Genomic DNA, 15,565 nt, shown 5'->3' with positions numbered 1-15,565 from the left:
GCGGTCGCGAGGAAGCGATCGGGGATCAGCAAGGTGCCGCGATCGAGCTCGGCAAAATGCTTGGGATCGAGCAGCCACGCCTTGAAGTCGCGCCTCAGTGTTCCGTCCGCCAAAATGCGGTCGCGATCGATCTGGTTCTCCAGCGGCGCTTCGGCAAGCCGCTTTGCCCCGCCGTCATAATCGAACACTTTGAGCAGATAGTCGGTGCGGAAATCGCGCACCGCGGATTTCGGCGCGTGCGCGATCTGCAGATTGGTCTCGATGCGATCGATGTTGCGCGCATCGATCAGGTCGAGCGGACCATCCTTGCCGAGCAGTTTCTCCATCACCGGCGGTGCACTGCCGGTCGCGAGCCAGCGCCGCGCGATTTCGCGGCAGCCGAGCGATGCGTCACTGCCGTCACCCCTCGCCTTCAGCACGAGGTTCAGTGTCATCGGCAGCCGCTGCGACACCGCGTTCTCGCCGATCGGCGGCACATCGGTGCGGGTCAGCCGATAGATCAACCGGATCTCGCCGCAGTCTTTCGGCGCCACATAGGCGCGGTCCATGCGGTTGACGATGCCTGCGAGAACGAAGCGGACGTCGGGGGATTCAAGCAGCGCGCGATCGAACAGCTGAAACGCAAAGCCGTCGCCGACGCCAATGCTCTCATTCGGCAGGCTTGCCTTATGCTTTGCGACGTAACGATCGAGCTCTCGATCGAGCGCCTCGCGCACCGGCGCCATTGCAGCGAGCCCGAACAGATCGCGGTTGGACAGCGGCGTGTCGGCGGAACGCTCCGGCGCGAGCATCCGGCCGAGGCTGAAGCGGCCGTGATCGAGCTCGCGCAGGATGGCGGGATCGATGACCGCCGCGCCGCGCTCGAGCGCGCGATCCTCGGCGGCACGTGCCGGCACGGCGCCGCAGAGCAGAACGGACATCACCAGAAGGCATTTCAGCGCACGGCTCATGCCCCCACTAACACCGCGCGGCAAACCCTATTCAAGAAAAAAGGCGCTTCACATCGCGGTGAAGCGCCTTGGTATGGTCGTGTTTCGCCGATCAGCGCGAGACGATCAGGCCCTTGCTGGTAACGACCACCCAACGGCCGTCCTGCTTGCGGATGGCATCGACGCGGCCGAGACCCGGGACGGGGTCGCCGGCGTAAACCTCGTAGATGCCGCCGCGGCCTTCGATCAGCGCGCCGCCATTGCCGACGTCGCGCAGCGACCAGCCGTCGACCACCGGCAGGCGGCCGACCTCGGGCCTGGGGGCGGCCGGCGCCGCCGCGGCAGTCGCCGGGGTGATCGAGCCCGTGACCTCACGGGCGGGCGTCGCCGCGGCGACGGTCGTCTGCGGCGTGGCGCGGAGCTTGTCGACCGCCTCGCTGAGCTTGTTGAGCTTGGCCATCGGCTCGGCCTGGGCCTTCTCGACCTTCTCGATCCGGTCGCTGGCCTTGCTGAACTGGGCCTGGCCGGCCTTGGCGGTCTGCTCGACGCTGGCCTTCAGCGCGGCGACCTCGGATTCGATCCGGGCGAGCGCTGCATCGGCCGCCTCCTTGTTGGCGGCGGCGTCCTTGGCAGCTACATCCCTGACGGAAGCAGCGGCGGGGGCGGCAAGATGGCCGAGCCCCGCGGTCGCGAGCGCACCGCCGATGGCGCCGGCCACGGTCGCCAGCGCGATCACCGCGGCCATCGCGCCGATCCGGCGCGTGCCGGCCGGCTTGCCCGCCGCCTTGGCCGCCTGTTCGGCACCCGGCCTGGATGCCGTCGCCTCATGGTCCCAGGTGCGGTCACCCGGCGCCATGATCATCAGCTTGCCCGGAAAATGCGGCTCTTCCCGCTTGCCGGTCTCGACCTCAGGCACGTCCATATTGGTCGGCTCGATCTTGGCGTCGATCTTGGCATCGATCTTGGCCTCGATCACAGGATCCAGCCGGGACGGCTCAACCTTGGGGGCTTCGGCCTTCGGCGCGTCCATCCGGGGCACGTCCGCCTTTGGCGACGTCTCTTCCTGCTCGGGCGCAAGCCGGGGAGCTTCGACGCCGGCCGCGGCCATCACGGGCTCGCTCTTCGCCGCCACTTCGGCGCCGGTTTGACCGCTGACCGGCTCGCTCTGCTGCTCACTCACGTTCAAAGTCTCCAGGCTAGGTTGACAATTCGGTAACTTTTATTGCTTGCGAAATGGTTACCCCGCTCCGCCATTACCTAAATTTTAGGGAGTTTTCCGGGCCGGATTTGGGCGATGCTGCCCTGCGGCAATCTGCGTCGCTTCCGTTTGCGCGCGGCGCTTTCCCGATTAACATACCGTCATCTTCCAGCCAGAAGGCAGGAGAGCACCATGACGATCGAGAAATGCATCAAGGAATTTGGTGTCGATGACGTCATCTTTGAGGAAGGCTCGACCGGCCGCGAGCTGTTTGTCGTGCTCGACGGCAAGGTCGACATCGCCAAGATCGATCGCGGAAACAAGACTGTTATCGTCAGCCTCGGCAAGGGCGAGTTCTTCGGCGAGATGGCCGTCATCGACGGCTCGGCGCGCTCGGCGACCGCGATCGCCTCCGCGCCCGCAACGCGGGTGATGCGGATCAACCACGCCCGCTTCGTCTATCTGGTCAGCCAGCAGCCGGCGTTTGCGCTGATGGTGATGGATGCGCTCTCGAAGCGCCTGCGCGCATCCAACGCGGTTACTTACCGGACGGCGGCAACCCCATGAGCGACCGCAAGCCAAGCCCGTTCAAGACGCTGTTCGACGCCGAGGTCGCAACGCTGATCCAGGCCGCCGACGACGTCTATCAGATCCGCTTCAAGAACCGTGCGGCGAACGCCTATCTGGTGCGCGGCAGCAAGCGGACAGTCATGATCGACGTCGGACTGTCGAGCAATTATCCGTCGCTCGTCGCCTGTCTCAACCATCTCGGGGTGACGCCCGAGATGATCGACATGGTGGTGCTGAGCCATGAGCATCTCGACCACATCGGCGCCGCCTATCATTTCCACGGCAGCGCCTATATCGCCGCGCACCGGCTCGCCGCCAACAAGATCATGCTGCGCGACGATTTCTCGATGCTGCGCAAGATGTTCAACGAGCCGAACGTGCCGATCGATATCGACATCTGGCTCGAGGAAGGCAACCTGATCGACCTCGGCAATTTCCGCCTCAATGTGATGTACACGCCCGGCCACACCTCGGCCTGCATCACGCTGTTCGACCAAGACAAGGGCCTGCTGTTCGCCGCCGACACGCTGATGCCCGGCGGCGTGATGGGCGGTGTGTTCGGCTCCGGCTCGATCGCCGACTACATCCAGTCGCTGGAGCGGCTGAAGGGCCTCAACTCGAAGATCCTGCTGTCGGGTCATGGCCGGCTATCCGACACGCCGCAGGACGATGTCCGGATCGCGCTGCAGCGCTCGCACGGCCTGCTCGAGGACACCGCGCAACTGTTCGATGCACTCGATGCGCGCTCGAATTTCGAGCCGATCATGCAGTCGGTGCGCGACCTCAACAAGCTCGACGATTGAGCTTCGCCTCCTTCGTCATTGGGAGCCAACGGGTCGCGCGAACGCGCGCCCGATGACAGGCTCCGCGAAGCAATCCATGGCTCTGCATAGCTGGAAGGATGGATCGCTTCCTCGCAAACGCTCCTCGCAATGACGTTTTGAGGGCTGAACACCTTCACATTTGACAAATCCGCACGCGGCCTGTTCAACAGCTGCAATAACAACGCCTAGGAAACAGGGAGCGAGGATCATGAAGCTTTACGACTCGATCGGACCCAATCCGCGCATCGTGCGCATGTTCATGGCGGAGAAGGGCATCGAGATACCCAAGCAGACCGTCGACCTGCGCAAGGGCGAGAACCGCGAGACGGAACACCTGAAGCGCAATCCGCACGGCCAGATGCCGGCGCTCGAGCTCGACTGCGGCAACTACCTCTCCGAGATCACGGCGATCTGCGAATATCTCGAGGAGAAGCACCCCTCGCCCGCGATGATCGGCACCACGCCGGAAGAGCGCGCGGAATGCCGGATGTGGACCCGCCGCGTCGATCTCAACATCGCCGAGCCGCTCGCCAACGGCTACCGCTTCGGTGAAGCGCTGAAATTCTTCGAGAAACGCATTCCCGTCGCGCCCGAAGCCTCGCCCGGCCTGAAGATGATCGCCGCCAACCGCATCAAGTGGCTGAACGACCAGATGGCCGACGGCCGCGAATACATCTGCGGCAAGCGCTTCACGCTCGCCGACATGCTGCTCTATTGCTGGCTCGATTTCGGCAATCAGGTCGGCCAGCCGCTGGACCAGTCGAACGCCAACATCGTTGCCTGGTTCAACCGCGTCGGCGCGCGGCCATCGGTGAAGGCGTAGGCTCTCCCTTATCCTCCCCTGGAGGGGGAGGATCGGTTCGCATGAAGCAATAGCGCAATGCGAACCGAGGTGGGGTGAAGGTCTCTCGTTACGGGCGGCGTCCGAGTGGAGAGATCACCCCACCCCGCTGCGCATTCCGCTTCGCTGCATGCACAGCGACCCTCCCCCTCCAGGGGAGGGTGAGAAGACACTGAGCACACCCAGCTCCTCAAATCACCACCGGCTTATCTGGCAGCTCGTTCGGGCCGGCCGGAGGCGGGAAATGCCTTGCCAGCTCCCGCGACACCGCCTCGATCCCCTTGATCACGCCCTGCTCGAAGCGGCCGGAACGGAAATCCGTTTCCATCGTGCGGCAGATCGCCTCCCAGCCGGCATGGCCGACCTTCGCGTCGATGCCGCGGTCGGCGACGATCTCGACGTCGCGGTCGGCGAGCAACAGATAGATCAGAACGCCATTGTTGTGATCGGTGTCCCAGATCCGCAAATGCGAGAACACGTCGAGCGCACGCTCCCGTGCAGGCTGATTGCGGAACAGCGGCACACCGTCGAGCGCGCCCTCGACGACGAAACGGATCTGGCCGGAATGAGTGGCCTCGCCGGCCTTGATCGCCCGCTCGATGGCGTCGAGCACGCGCGGCGGAAAATCACGCCGCACCCGCCAGCGGTGTTCGATCAGATGCTTGCCGATGCGCTTGATGCCCATGCCTACCAGCTCCCCGAGGCGCCGCCGCCGCCGAAGCTGCCGCCTCCGCCGCTGAAACCGCCGCTATCGCTCGAGCTCGATCCGCTGCTCCAGCCCCCGTCGCCGGACCAGCCGCCGGAATAACCGCCGCCGCGCCGGTACGGTCCCGAGCCTGCCGCCGGACCGCCGAAGTTCAATCCGCCGAAGATCAGCGCCGCGACGGCGGCGAACAGGCCGACCACCAGCGCCGTGGCGAGCGAGCCGGCCACCATCCAGGTGAAGACGCCGACAACACCGCCGGTCGCGACCGAGCCCAACAACCGTCCCAGTATCCCACGCAACACGCCGGCCACGATGATGACGATAAAGATCGTCACCGGATTGGCGAAGTCGACCAGGTTCGGCCCTTGCCAATGCTCGGGCTCCGGCGCCGGCAATTGCTCGCCATTGATCAGGCGGATCATCCGGTCGACGCCGGCCGAGATGCCGCCGGCGAAATCGCCGGCCTTGAATTTCGGAGTGATATCTTCGTCGATGATGCGGTGGGTGACGGCATCGCTCAGCACGCCTTCGAGGCCGTAGCCGACCTCGATGCGCAAATGCCGGTCGTTCTTGGCGACGACCAGGAGCGCACCGTCGTCGACCTTCTTGCGCCCGATCTTCCAGGCCTCGGCCACGCGGATCGAGAATTGCTCGATGGTTTCCTCGCCCGTGGTCGGCACGATCAGGACCGCGATCTGGCTGCCCTTGCGAGCTTCCAGATCCTTCAGCCGGCCGGTGAGCGTCGCGACATCGCCGGCGGACAGCGTCCCGGTCTGGTCGACGACGCGGCGGGTGAGCGGAGGCACCGCGACTTCGGCCCACGCCGGGCACACGAAGCCCAGCAGGAAGGCGAGCAGGATGACGCGTGCGGCGGTCATCGCGATGCGCGCACGCCGGCGCTATTTCGACGGCGCGGGGGCCGGTGACGGATTATTGAAATCGACCTTCGGCGCGGTCGATATTTCCTTTTCATTGTCGACCGTGAAGTTGGGCTTCTCCTTGTAGCCGAACGCCATCGCGGTCAGATTGTTCGGGAAGGTGCGGATGCCGACGTTGTAGTCCTGCACTGCCTTGATGTAGCGATTGCGCGCCACGGTGATGCGGTTCTCGGTGCCCTCGAGCTGCGCCATCAGGTCGCGGAACAGCGCGTCCGATTTCAGCTGCGGATAGTTCTCGGTGACGACCAGGAGCCGCGACAGCGCGCTGGTCAGTTCACCCTGCGCCTGCGTGAACTTCTGGAACGCGGCCGGGTCGTTGAGCACCTCGGGCGTTGCCTGGATGCTGCCGACCTTGGCGCGCGCGTTGGTGACGCCGAGCAGCACGTCCTTCTCCTGCTGCGCAAAGCCCTTTACGGAGTTGACCAGGTTGGGCACGAGATCGGCGCGTCGCTGGTACTGGTTCACCACCTCCGACCAGCTCGACTTGACCTGCTCGTCACTGGTCTGGATCGCGTTGTAGCCGCAGTTGGTCAGGCTCAATGTCGCCAGCGCTGCGAGCACGGTCCAAAGCTTGCGCATGAAGATGGTCCTCCCCGGGTGGATTCCGCATCAGCTTAACAGATTTTCGCCGGATAATCCCGTGCGGCGGATTTCGCGGCTCCTTTTGCGGATGATGACGCTTGCCTATCCCTGCCCGCGCCGTTCATCATGGCGAAAAAATCGATCGCGGGAGGATCCATTGGCGTCTGAACAATTCGAGACGATTGTTGTCGAACGGCCCGAGCCCGCGATCGCGCGGATCGTGATGAACCGCCCCGAGGCCCGCAACGCCCAGAACCTGCAGATGACCTACGACCTCAACGCCGCCTTCGACCGGGCGGTGCAGGACGACGCGGTCAAGGTCATCATCCTCGCCGGCAACGGCCCACATTTCTCGGCGGGTCACGATCTCAGGCCAGGGGCCAAGAACCAGGCCGGCGCTGATTTCCCGCCAGTCGGAAATTGGGGCGGCTTCGCCGAGCCGAACGCCCATGGCCGCTTCGCGCGCGAGCAGGAGATCTACCTGCAGATCACAAGGCGCTGGCGCAATCTGGCAAAGCCGACGATCGCCGAGGTGCACGGCAAGTGCATTGCCGGCGGGTTGATGCTGGCCTGGGCCTGCGACCTGATCGTTGCCAGCAACGATGCCGAGTTCTGCGACCCCGTGGTGACGATGGGCGTCTGCGGCGTCGAGTGGTTCGTGCATCCCTGGGAGCTCGGCGCGCGCAAGGCCAAGGAGATGCTGTTCACCGCCGACGTCTGGAGTGCCGACGAGGCGCATCGCCTCGGCATGGTCAATCACGTGGTGCGACGCGGCGATCTCTCGTCGTTCACGCTGGCGCTGGCGCGGCGGATCGCCGCAAAGCCCGCCTTTGCGCTGAAGCTTTCCAAGGAGGCGGTGAACCGCTCGATCGACATCATGGGGCAGCCTGCCGCGATCGATCAGGCCTTCGCGCTGCATCAGCTCTGCCACGCCCACAACCTTCAGGAATTCGGCATGGTGGTGGACCCCGCGGGTCTGCATCCCTCCGTCAAGAAAACCGCCAACGTGTAGCAAGCCAGATGGACCTCACCCTCAGCGACGAGCAGCGCCTGCTGCGCGAAAGTGCCGACCGCTTCGTGGCGGAAACCTTCAGCCCCGAGCATCGCAAAAAAGCGGCGAACGATCCGCTGGGCTATTCGCCCGCGATCTGGAAACAGTTCGCCGAGCTCGGCTGGCTGGCGCTGCCGATCAGCGAAGCCCATAGCGGGCTCGGCGGCGGCGCGATCGAGATCGGACTGTTGATGGAAGCGTTCGGCCGCGGGCTGGTGTCCGAGCCGTTCCTCTCCACGGTCGTGATCGGCGCCGCGCTGGTCGCCGAACGCGGCTCCGAGGCGCAGAAGCAGGCGATCCTGCCTGATGTTGCCGAGGGCAAGCTTACGCTCGCCTTCGCGCATTCCGAGCGCGCCGCGCGCTTCGATCTCGCTCATGTCGACACGACGGCCGGCAAGACGGCCGATGGTTGGCGTCTGAACGGCAGCAAGATCGCCGTACTCGACGGCGCGGCAGCCGACCAGATCATCGTCTCGGCCCGTATCGCCAACGCCAATGGTGCGTCCGGCAAGCTTGGCCTGTTCCTGGTGCCGGCGGGGACGCCCGGGCTCACTCTGCGCGACTACGCGCGGCTCGGCGGCGGGCGCGGCTGCAATCTCGATCTGAAGGATGTGCAATTGCCCGCCGATGCGCTGCTCGGCGACGGCAGCGATACGCTGCCCGCGATCGAAACCGTGGTCGACCGCGCGATGGCCGCGCTCGGCGCCGAGGCGGTCGGCATCATGCAGACGCTGCTCGACACTACGCTCGAATACACCAAGATCCGCAAGCAGTTCGGCCGGCCGCTATCGGCCAACCAGGTGATCCGCCATCGCCTCGCGGACATGGCGATGCAGGTCGACGAGGCGCGCTCGATGGCGTTGCGCGCCGCGCTGATGGCCAATGCCGAGCCTGTGGCCCGCAGCCGTGCGGCGTCCGGCGCCAAGGCGAAGATCGGCAAATGCGCGCGCTTCGTCGCCGAGCAGGCGGTGCAGCTGCACGGCGCGATGGGCGTCACCGAGGAGCTCGACATCGGCGCGTATTTCAAGCGGCTGCTCGCCTTCGATACGCTGTTCGGCAACAGCGCCCATCATTATCGCCGCCACGCCGCGCTGAGCGGCCGCGCGCACGCCTAACGGAGAGCGCACCATGGATCTCACCTTCAGCGCCGAGGAACGCGCTTTCGAGCAGGAAGTCCGCGATTTCATTGCCGGGAGCCTGACGCCGGAGATGAAGCGCGCCACCGCGCTGACGCCGTCGGTGTTCTCCGATCCCGACATCGGCATGGCGTGGCAGCGCGCGCTGCACAAGAAGGGCTGGGGCGCGCCGGGCTGGCCGGTGGAACATGGCGGACCGGACTGGACGCCGGCACAGCGCTGGATCTTCGAGGCCGAATGCGCCCGCGCCGGCGTGCCCAATGTCAACGTGATGGGCGTCAAGATGGTCGGCCCCGTCATCATCGGGTTCGGCTCGCCCGAGCAGCAGAACTTTTACCTCCCGCGGATTCTCTCCGGCGAGGATTACTGGTGCCAGGGCTATTCCGAGCCGGGCTCGGGCTCCGACCTCGCCTCGCTGAAGACGCGCGCGGTGCGCGACGGCGACGACTACGTCATCAACGGCACCAAGATCTGGACCACGCACGCCCATCACGCCAACCGCATGTTCGCGCTGGTGCGAACCAATGACGGCGAGCGGCAGCAGGACGGCATCAGCTTCATCCTGATCGACATGAAGACGCCGGGGATCACCACCCGCCCGATCCTGACCATCGGCGGCGACCACGAGGTCAACCAGGTATTCTTCGACGACGTCCGCGTGCCCGTCGCCAACCGCGTCGGCGAGGAAGGCAAGGGCTGGACCTACGGCAAATATCTGCTCGAATTCGAGCGCGGCTCCGGCATCGCGTCGGCCAAGCTGCGCGAGGCGCTGAAGACGATCACCGATCTCGCTGACTCCGAGGTCACCGGCCGCGCCATCGAGGATCCCGACATCGCGATCCGGATGTCGGAGGTCGAGGTCGATATCGACGCGCTCGAGATGACCGAGCTCAGGGTGCTGTCGGCGCTGCAGACCGGGCAGAATCCCGGCGCGGTGTCGTCGCTGATCAAGCTCCGGGTCAGCGAGATCCGCCAGGCGGTGACGCGGCTTGGCGTCGACGTGATCGGCCAGGACGGCCTTGCCGTCGAGCCGGCGCGGCCGTTCTACCGGCTCAACCACGAGCCGGCGATTCCGGAGGAGCTGCTGCCGGTGGTGCCGGAATATCTCAACGGCCGTGCCTATACGATCTTCGGCGGATCGTCCGAGATCCAGCGCGACATCATCGCGAAGATGGTGCTGGGACTGTAGGGCACCATCGTTCCGGGGCATCGCAGAGCGATGAACCCGGAACCTCGATGTTGTGGCGCGAGATTCCGGGTTCGCGCTAGCGCGCGCCCCGGAATGGCGGCTAAGCAGCCCCCGCCTTCGCGTTCTGGATCGCCTGCCAGATCTTCGACGGCGTCAGCGGCGTGTTCAGCTGCTTGATCCCGACCTCGCTCAGCGCATCCATCACGCCGTTGGTGATGCAGGGCGGCCCGCCGATCGCGCCGGACTCGCCGCAGCCCTTGGCACCCAGCGGATTGGTCTTGCACGGCGCGGAGCCATCGAGCGTCACCGTGATCGGCGGAATGTCGTCCGCGCGCGGGATGCAATAGTCCTGATAGCTCGCGGTCAGCAGCTGGCCTTCCTCGCTGTAGGCCACGCCTTCGTACAACGCCTGGCCGATGCCCTGGACAACGCCGCCATGCACCTGTCCCGTCACCAGCATCGGATTGACCGCGACGCCGACGTCATCGACCGTGGTGTAGCGCACCACCCGCGTGACGCCGGTCTGCGGATCGATCTCGACCTCGCAGATATGGGTGCCGTTCGGCCAGCTCGGCCCGTCGACATTGCCCTCGCTCTCGACCGAGAGCTTTGCGCCGTTTTCCTTCGCCGCGATCTCGAACAGGCTGATGCGCCTGTCGGTGCCGACCACGGTGAGGAAGCCGTCGCGATACTCGATGTCCTCGACGGAGGCTTCCAGCAAATTGGAGGCCTTGTCGCGCGCCTTGTTGATCATGTCGTTCGAGGAGACCGCAACCGCGGTGCCGCCGACGAACAGCGAACGCGAGCCGACGCTGCCGAAGCCGGTGGCGAGGTCGGTGTCGCCCTGAATCACGTCGATCTTGTCCATGGCGATGCCGAGCGTATCAGCGATCATCTGGGTGTAGGTGGTGGCGAGGCCCTGCCCCATCGCCATCGTGCCGGAATGCAGGATGACGCGGCCTTCCGCGGTCGCATGCAGCGAGACGTTCTCGGTGTGGGCGCGGCCGCCGGTCCATTCGATATAGCTGGTCAGGCCGCGGCCGTAGAGCAGGCCCTTCTTCTTCGCCGCCTTCTTGCGCGCGGCAAAGCCGTTCCAGTCGGCCAAATCAGACGCGCGCTCCAGCATGTGCGCGAAGGCACCGGAATCGTACACCTGCCCGACCGCGTTGGTGTAGGGCAGCTGCGCCGGCTTGATGTAGTTGACCTTGCGGATGGTGCGCGGGTCCATGCCGATCTGGCGCGCGGCGGCATCGAACAGCCGCTCGACGATGAACACCGCCTCGGGCCTGCCGGCGCCGCGATAGGCGCCGACCGGCGCGGTGTGGGTCATCACCGACTTCACCTCGAAATGCACCAGCGGCAGGTCGTAGACGCCGGTCTGCACGAACGGTCCGAGCACCAGCGGGATGATGTTGGCGGTGCCCGACGAATAGGCCCCGGTGCCGCCGATCGAGCGCACCCGATAGGCCAGCACGCGGCCCTTGGCGTCGAGCGCGAACTCGCCGGTCGAGGTCAGGTCGCGGCCATGGGTGCCGCCGACGAACTCGTCGGTGCGGTCGCCGCGCCAGCGGATCTTCTCGTTCAGCTTGGTCGCGGCATAGGCGACGATGCCGTCCTCCGGATACAGGCTGGTCTTCTGGCCGAAGCCGCCGCCGATGTCGCCGACCAGCACGCGTACGCTGTCCTTCGGTCGCTTCAGGATCGATTCCGCCAGCAGGTCGCGGGTCGAGCCCGGGGTCTGCGACTGCACGTGGAGGATCAGCCGGCCGGTCTTCTTCTCGATCTCGGCAATGGTCGAGCGCGGCTCCATCGCCGACGGCACCAGGCGCTGGCTGACCAGGTCGAGCGACACCTTGTGCGCGGCGTTGGCGAAGGCTTCCTCGACCTTGGCGGCATCGCCATAGCTCATCGCGGCCACGATGTTGTCGGGTGCCTCCGGCCAGACCGCCGGCGCGCCCGGCTTGATCGCCTCGACCGGATCGACCACCGAGGGCAGCACCTCGTAATCGATCTCGATCGCCTCGGCCGCGGTCTGCGCCAGCACGCGCGAGGTCGCGACCACGGCCGCGACGCCCTCGCCCGCGTAACGCACCACCTCATGCGCCAGCAGGCGTCGTGGCGGCACGGTCATCGGCGAGCCGTCGGGCCGCTTGAAGATCGCAAGCGTCGGCAGCGTGCCGATATCGTCCTTGACGAGGTCGGCGCCGGTATAGACCGCCTTGACGCCCGGCATCTCCAGTGCCGCCTTGGCGTTTATCGACTTGATGTTGGCGTGGGCATGCGGCGAGCGCAGCACGTGCAGCCAGAGCGCACCGTCCTGCGGCTTGTCGTCGATGAAATGCCCCTTCCCGGTGACCAGCCGCTGGTCTTCAAGACGCTTGACTGGCTGGCCCGCACCAAAACGCATATTGCCGGGAAGAATGTTCATCAGAGGGTCCTTCGAGCTTCCAAGAATTTCCAGAGAATTTGGCGGGGGTTTTAGCGGATTTTGGCGGCCTGACAACCACACGCCGGCCGAAGGACAGGCATCTCGTCGCGCGGCGCGTGGAAGCACAATCCGGCGGCACGCGTCAGGGCAGTGACGACATTATTGCGCCCGGCCGATATCGACGATGGCGACCTCGACATCGCGCGCCGAGCCGTCGCGGTTCACGCTGAGCCGGACCTTCTTGCCGACCCCGATCTGCTCGAGCTGGTCGGCCAGATCGGAGAGCCGGTGGACCGGCTTGCCGTCGACCGCGGTGATCACGTCGCCGAGCTCACCGGTCGACATGTCGACCCCGAGTATCCCGGCGCGCTCGGCCGGCGACCCCGGTGTCGTGCGCACCACGATCAATCCTTCGGCACCGATACGGGTGGCGACGGCCTCATTCGCGGTGACGATGCCGATCCCCGGCGTCGGCACGCGGCCGGTGCGGATCAGCTCGGGTACCACGCGATTGACGATGTCGACCGGGATCGCGAAGCCGATGCCGGCGTTCGAGCCCGACGGCGACAGGATCGCCGTGGTCACGCCAATCAGCCGGCCGGCGGAATCGAGCAACGGGCCGCCCGAATTGCCGGGATTGATCGCGGTGTCGGTCTGGATCACGTTGGAGATTTCGCGGCCGCTCGAGGTCGGCAGCCGGCGCTTAAGCGCGCTGATGATGCCGCTGGACATCGATTGATCGAGCCCGAACGGGTTGCCGATCGCATAGGCAAACTGGCCGACCTTGAGATCGGACGAGCTGCCGAGCGCCAGTGACGGCGGCAGCTTGCGCGCGCTGCGGATGCGCAGCACGGCCAGATCGTAGTTCGGCGCCGTGCCGACGATTTCGGCGCGCACCGCCTCGCCGGAGGCAAAGCGGATCGCGACCTGGCTCGCATTCTGCACCACGTGGTTGTTGGTGACGACGTGGCCATCATTGTCCCAGACAATGCCGGTGCCCGACGCCGCGCCGCCCTCCTGCTCCTCGCTCAGCGGATTGGCGGCGGTTTGCGTCACCACCTGCACGACCGACGGCGAGACCTTCTCGAAGATCTCGACATTGGCCTTTTCGGCATCCGACAGCGCGCCGCGCTCGGCGACCGCGCGGGCAGCCGGGCCGCTCCACGGCGCCTGACGGATGCTGCCGGCCGCGAATATCAGCAGAACGGCCGCGATCACGGCCAGGACAAGGACGGTACGCCGATTCATTGGTGTGCTCCACGCAACAAACGCGCTGACCAAGCGGAGGTTTCCGGCATAGCCAAGTCGGATTGCCCGGCATTTTGCCGCGCAGCCCCGACGGCTTCAGGCCAGATCGCGCAACGCCGCCTCGACCACACTGCGCTGCTCGGCCGTGAGCGGCGCCTGCGGCGGCACGGGATCGCCGACGTCGTAGCCCTGGCTCGCGAGCCCGGCCTTGATGCAGGCGGCGAGGTTGAAGCGGGCAAACGCCTCGTTGATGCGCCACAGCTTGCGCTGCAGGGCCATCGCCTCATCCCAACGGGTGCGGCGGCACAGATTGTAGAGCTCGACGCTTTGCCGCGGGATGATGCAGGCAGGACCCGCCATCCAGCCGTGGCCGCCGATCAGCATCACCGCGGCCGGAATATGGGCGGAGGCCGAGAACACCTTCAGGCTGTCGCCGCAACGGTTCATGATCGACAGCAGCCGCCCGGTGTTGGTCGAGGCGTCCTTGATGTAGCCGATGCGCGGATGCCCGGCGAGCCGCGCGATGACGTCGAGCGTGAGGTCGGAGCGCTGGAAATTCGGATTGGTGTAGATCACGACCGGAATGTCGACGGCATCGGCGATGGCGCGGAAATAGGCTTCGACCTGCGCGTCGCCGACCGGAAAATACGCCTCCATGATCGCGAGGATGCCGGTCGCGCCGCGCTTCTGGTAGGCCTTGGCCTGCGCCACCGCATCCGCCGTCGAGGTCGAGGCGACGCCGGCGACCACCGGCACGCGGCCCTGCGCGGCCTCGATCGTGGTCGCCACCACCTGCATGCGCTGCGCATTGTTGAGATAGGCGAACTCGCCGGTCGAGCCGAGCGGCGTCAGGCCGTGGACGCCGGCCTTGACCAGATCGTCGCAGAGCCGGCCCAGCACCTCGGTGCGGACATGGCCGGCAGGGTCGACCGGGGACACCAGATACGGAAAGACGCCGTGGAAGTCAGCCATTTGCGAGCCTCGTTGACGGCGAGACATAATCGGGATCGTGCGCAAAGGGAAGCGGCGTGCCGCTGCGCAAGGCGCCGAGCACCGCTGCGAAATCCGTGCCGGCGCGGAAACCGAGCAGCCGTTCGGCCTTGCTCGCGTCGTAGATCCGGCCGATCGATTTCGGCAGGTGCCAGCCGCGCCGCGCGAACAGCGCCGGCGCATCGGGGAAGGTGCGCGCGATGACCCCGGCCGCGTCCGTCTTCAGGTCGGCGACATCGCTGCGCGCAAACGGCGTCGGCGCGCTGATGACAAAGACCTCGAAGCCGCGGATCTTGTCCAGCGCCGCGACATGAGCATCGGCGGCGTCCTCGACGGTGAGGCGGCGGTACAGCAGCTCGGTCGCCTTCAGGTTCTCGCCATGGATGTCGCGGATGGTGTCGTCATCCTCGGGGAAGAAGCGGCTGGTGCGCAGCACCGCGCAGTTCAGCCCGTGCTCGCGGCTGTACAGGCGGCACAGCCCTTCAGCGGCGAGTTTTGTCACTCCGTAGATGTTGCGCGGCTCGAGCGGCCCTGTCGTCTCGTCGAGCCACACCGCAGCATGACCTTCCTCGTCGCGGATCGCCTGCGAGATCATCAGCGAGGTCGTCGAGGTGAAGACGAAGCGGTCATGGCCGGCAGCCACTGCTGCCTGCAGCAAATTGAGCGTGCCTGACACGTTGACGTTGACAAAGGCCTGCGGCGCGAACCGCTCGAGATCGGGCTTGTGCAGCGCGCCGCCATGGATCACGGCCTCGATGCCGTAATCCGCGAACACGCGCTCGACCACCGATCGTTCGGCTACCGAGCCTGTGACATCGGTCGCCTCGCCCGGGACGACGTCGAGGCCGACCACATCATGGCCGGCCTGTCGAAGCCGCGGCGCGAGGAAACGGCCGAGCCAGCCGGAGGAGCCGGTCAACAATATTCGCATGAGG

General features: G+C 66.1%; 14 protein-coding genes and 1 pseudogene. 6 read left to right on the top strand and 9 right to left on the bottom strand.

Annotation, left to right across the window (positions count from 1 at the left end):
* Positions 1 to 950, bottom strand: a pseudogene (locus AKL29_RS45890) (hypothetical protein); the annotation flags it as partial.
* Between the two features lie 91 nt (positions 951 to 1,041).
* Entirely contained in the window at positions 1,042 to 2,115 is a 1,074-nt protein-coding gene (locus AKL29_RS31675; RefSeq protein WP_050386871.1) for a hypothetical protein, read from the bottom strand.
* Between the two features lie 204 nt (positions 2,116 to 2,319).
* Here AKL29_RS31675 and AKL29_RS31670 point away from each other — a divergent pair, with 204 nt between their 5' ends.
* The 3 genes from AKL29_RS31670 to AKL29_RS31660 all read left to right on the top strand — a co-directional run bounded on the left by AKL29_RS31670 (position 2,320) and on the right by AKL29_RS31660 (position 4,344).
* The gene (locus tag AKL29_RS31670) at positions 2,320 to 2,694 is read left to right on the top strand and encodes a Crp/Fnr family transcriptional regulator (protein WP_018273297.1); all 375 of its coding nucleotides are present in this window, start codon (positions 2,320 to 2,322) and stop codon (positions 2,692 to 2,694) included.
* The gene (locus AKL29_RS31665) at positions 2,691 to 3,500 is read left to right on the top strand and encodes an MBL fold metallo-hydrolase (RefSeq protein WP_050386870.1); all 810 of its coding nucleotides are present in this window, start codon (positions 2,691 to 2,693) and stop codon (positions 3,498 to 3,500) included. The genes AKL29_RS31670 and AKL29_RS31665 overlap by 4 nt, the downstream gene beginning before the upstream one ends.
* Before the next feature lie 229 nt (positions 3,501 to 3,729).
* Positions 3,730 to 4,344, top strand: coding sequence for a glutathione S-transferase family protein (locus AKL29_RS31660; RefSeq protein ID WP_028334938.1), 615 nt, complete (start codon positions 3,730 to 3,732; stop codon positions 4,342 to 4,344).
* Between the two features lie 208 nt (positions 4,345 to 4,552).
* Here AKL29_RS31660 and AKL29_RS31655 read toward each other — a convergent pair whose 3' ends face one another.
* From AKL29_RS31655 to AKL29_RS31645, 3 genes are read right to left on the bottom strand one after another with little or no spacing between them, the layout of a single operon-like run.
* Entirely contained in the window at positions 4,553 to 5,047 is a 495-nt protein-coding gene (locus AKL29_RS31655; protein ID WP_050386869.1) for a TPM domain-containing protein, read from the bottom strand.
* 2 nt (positions 5,048 to 5,049) lie between these two features.
* On the bottom strand, positions 5,050 to 5,946 hold the full coding sequence (locus tag AKL29_RS31650) for a TPM domain-containing protein (RefSeq protein WP_050386868.1): 897 nt from the start codon (positions 5,944 to 5,946) through the stop codon (positions 5,050 to 5,052).
* Positions 5,947 to 5,967: 21 nt separating this feature from the next.
* Entirely contained in the window at positions 5,968 to 6,585 is a 618-nt protein-coding gene (locus AKL29_RS31645) for a LemA family protein (RefSeq protein ID WP_028334935.1), read from the bottom strand.
* A 160-nt stretch (positions 6,586 to 6,745) separates the two neighbouring features.
* Between AKL29_RS31645 and AKL29_RS31640 the strand changes: the two genes are divergently transcribed.
* Genes AKL29_RS31640 through AKL29_RS31630 form a run of 3 tightly spaced genes read left to right on the top strand, consistent with a single transcriptional unit; the run spans position 6,746 to position 9,964 of the window.
* Positions 6,746 to 7,600, top strand: a complete 855-nt coding sequence (locus AKL29_RS31640; RefSeq protein ID WP_082190771.1) for an enoyl-CoA hydratase — start codon at positions 6,746 to 6,748, stop codon at positions 7,598 to 7,600.
* Between the two features lie 8 nt (positions 7,601 to 7,608).
* Positions 7,609 to 8,754 carry an acyl-CoA dehydrogenase family protein gene (locus AKL29_RS31635; protein WP_050386867.1) on the top strand — a complete coding sequence of 382 codons (1,146 nt, stop codon included), beginning with the start codon at positions 7,609 to 7,611 and terminating at the stop codon, positions 8,752 to 8,754.
* A 13-nt stretch (positions 8,755 to 8,767) separates the two neighbouring features.
* Positions 8,768 to 9,964 (top strand): acyl-CoA dehydrogenase family protein, encoded by a 1,197-nt coding sequence (locus AKL29_RS31630; protein ID WP_050386866.1) that lies wholly within the window; start codon positions 8,768 to 8,770, stop codon positions 9,962 to 9,964.
* Positions 9,965 to 10,064: 100 nt separating this feature from the next.
* Here the strand turns inward: AKL29_RS31630 and AKL29_RS31625 are convergent, their stop codons facing one another.
* The 4 genes from AKL29_RS31625 to AKL29_RS31610 form a co-directional block, all read right to left on the bottom strand.
* Positions 10,065 to 12,392: a xanthine dehydrogenase family protein molybdopterin-binding subunit gene (locus AKL29_RS31625; protein WP_050386865.1), complete on the bottom strand. Its 2,328-nt coding sequence runs from the start codon at positions 12,390 to 12,392 to the stop codon at positions 10,065 to 10,067.
* A 159-nt stretch (positions 12,393 to 12,551) separates the two neighbouring features.
* Entirely contained in the window at positions 12,552 to 13,640 is a 1,089-nt protein-coding gene (locus AKL29_RS31620; protein ID WP_050386864.1) for a S1C family serine protease, read from the bottom strand.
* A 96-nt stretch (positions 13,641 to 13,736) separates the two neighbouring features.
* Positions 13,737 to 14,612 (bottom strand): dihydrodipicolinate synthase family protein, encoded by an 876-nt coding sequence (locus AKL29_RS31615; RefSeq protein WP_050386863.1) that lies wholly within the window; start codon positions 14,610 to 14,612, stop codon positions 13,737 to 13,739.
* Positions 14,605 to 15,561 carry an NAD-dependent epimerase/dehydratase family protein gene (locus tag AKL29_RS31610; protein ID WP_050386862.1) on the bottom strand — a complete coding sequence of 319 codons (957 nt, stop codon included), beginning with the start codon at positions 15,559 to 15,561 and terminating at the stop codon, positions 14,605 to 14,607. Before AKL29_RS31610 ends, AKL29_RS31615 begins: the two co-directional genes overlap by 8 nt.
* Positions 15,562 to 15,565 lie beyond the last annotated feature (4 nt).

This window comes from Bradyrhizobium pachyrhizi (assembly GCF_001189245.1).
Classification (GTDB): Bacteria; Pseudomonadota; Alphaproteobacteria; order Rhizobiales; family Xanthobacteraceae; genus Bradyrhizobium; species Bradyrhizobium pachyrhizi.
The sequence above is the reverse complement of the archived record's forward strand: the minus strand, read 5'-3'. Positions and strand labels throughout refer to the sequence as shown.